Raw genomic sequence first — 2,021 nt, forward strand, 5'->3', positions numbered from 1 at the left:
TGGGCGGTCGGCCGGGACAAGGCCTGCCCCGACACGGGCAAGCTCTCCGACTCGTGCAGCGGCACCGAACAGAGCGACTACCAGTTCCTGAAGACGTTCGCCGCGGTCGCCACCACGGCTCCCGCAGCGAGCCCGGAGCCCACGCAGAGCATGGTTCCGGTGCCCACGCGCAGCGGTAAGCCGGCCCCCTCGACCACCGCCACCACCCCCGGCGATCCCGAGAGCGGCAGCCACGGCGGTACCACGGGTGCCGTGGCCTCCGCGGACACCGACAAGGCCGGCAAGACCATCAACAACGCGTTCACCACGGGGTACACCTGGTTCGACAACACCCCGCGGGGCAGCGCCCAGATCTCGGACCCCATCCTGCACAAGGGGGCCGGCGGCACCGGGACCTACGCCGACCCGATCACGCTCGCGGTCGGGCACAGCCTGGCGGGCGGCAAGGACACGCTGGACTACCCCGCCGGCACCCGGTTCTACATACCGAAGGTGCGCCGGTACTTCATCGTGGAGGACGCCTGCGGTGACGGCGGCAGCCCGCAGAACGGCCCCTGCCACAGCCTGGACACGGCTCCCAAGGGTGCGACCACCTGGATCGACATGTACGTCGGCGGGGACAGCGGCGACAACGAGGGAGCGGTGCAGGACTGCACCGACAAGGTGACCGGGCTGACCACCGCGGTGCAGGACCCCGGGCCCAACCTCCCGGTCGTCGAGGGACCCCTGTTCCAGAACGGGAAGTGCACCGAACTGTACTGACGCCGGTACGCGGTACGCGGCGGGGCTCGGCGCCGGTGACGGCCACCGGTTGATTCGGGCCCCGCGTGACGTCGGCCTTCAGGACCTGATCGAGGTCTTGGAGGCCGACGTCTTCGTGTGGGGTGGGTGTGGATGCCGATGGAGCCGGAGGGGCCAGCGGAGAGGGCGGCGGAGACCGTGCGGACGGCGCGGGCTGCGCTGCCGAAGGGAAGCCTGAACCTCGCCCGTATCGACGCCCACCGCACCGACACGCCGAGAGCTCACACACGCACCAGCCGCTGCGCAGCACTTCGCCCCGCCGACCTGACGTCGACGGGGCGAAGCGGCAAGGTCCGCAATGACCTTCGTGGAGCGGCGGATCAGCCGTGGGAGACGGTCAGCGCGGAGAACGCGACCTTGGCCCCCTCCGTGCTGCTGCCCGAGGCGGACTGGTTGTAGGCCCCGGCCTTGAAGTACTGCTTGTAGGACTTGAAGGAGCCGGCGATCGGGTAGTGGGTGGTCTTCCCGTCGACCGTCAGATCGATGGTGTCACCGCCGGAGACGCCGATGGTGTAGCTCCACTCCTCGCCGAGCGCGACGTGTCCCACGGTGTGCCGGGTCTGGCCGCCTTCGGGAGAGTTCTCGGTGCCCAACACGATGTCGCCGTTGGCCTGGTAGTACAGCTCCAGCAGCGGCTTGGTGGACGAGCCGCCGGACCCCAGGTGGATCTGGCCCACGCAGACGCTGGACGGCACGGACAGCACGCGCAGGGTCGCGCTCATCCGGTGGGTGCCCTCCAGCGACCATTCGGCGTTCTCACGCAGTTCCGAGCGCGGGTACTTGGAGTTGGGCGTGGTGACGCCCTTCTCGGGCGACCAGAAGACCAGGGAGCCGTCGCTGTCGGTGGAGAAGTAGGGGTCCTCATGGCCGCTCTGGAGTTTGGCGGCGGACACGGTGTTCGGGGACCCGGGCGAGCCGACCGGTTCCTGGAGCTGCCAGATCGACAGGTCGATGCCGCCGGCGGGAGCCGCCTGGGGCTTCCCGGTGCTGATGGCGGTGGCCGAGTCGTCCGGGGTGCCCGGCGTGGCACTCGCGGTCGGCGTCGGGGTCGGCGAGCCGCTGCCGGACGTCACCAGACGGGCGACCGGCGGCGCACCGACGGCCGCGGTGTTGACGGTGTTGAACGTCTTCAGGAACTGGTAGTCGCTCTGTTCGGTGCCGCTGCACGAGTCGGAGAGCTTGCCCGTGTCGGGGCAGGCCTTGTCCCGGCCGACCGCCCA

The 2,021-nt window shown here is 70.2% G+C and carries 1 protein-coding gene and 1 pseudogene; one reads left to right on the forward strand and one right to left on the reverse strand.

Features of this window, described 5'->3' with window-relative positions; genetic code table 11:
- Positions 1–762: pseudogene (locus IF37_RS44185) on the forward strand (hypothetical protein); the annotation flags it as partial.
- 359 nt (positions 763–1,121) lie between these two features.
- Here IF37_RS44185 and IF37_RS0138160 read toward each other — a convergent pair.
- Entirely contained in the window at positions 1,122–1,874 is a 753-nt protein-coding gene (locus tag IF37_RS0138160) for a polysaccharide lyase family 7 protein (RefSeq protein ID WP_030754248.1), read from the reverse strand.
- Positions 1,875–2,021 lie beyond the last annotated feature (147 nt).

Origin of the sequence: Streptomyces sp. NRRL S-31 (genome assembly GCF_000718775.1) — a bacterium.
Taxonomy (GTDB): Bacteria; Actinomycetota; Actinomycetes; order Streptomycetales; family Streptomycetaceae; genus Streptomyces.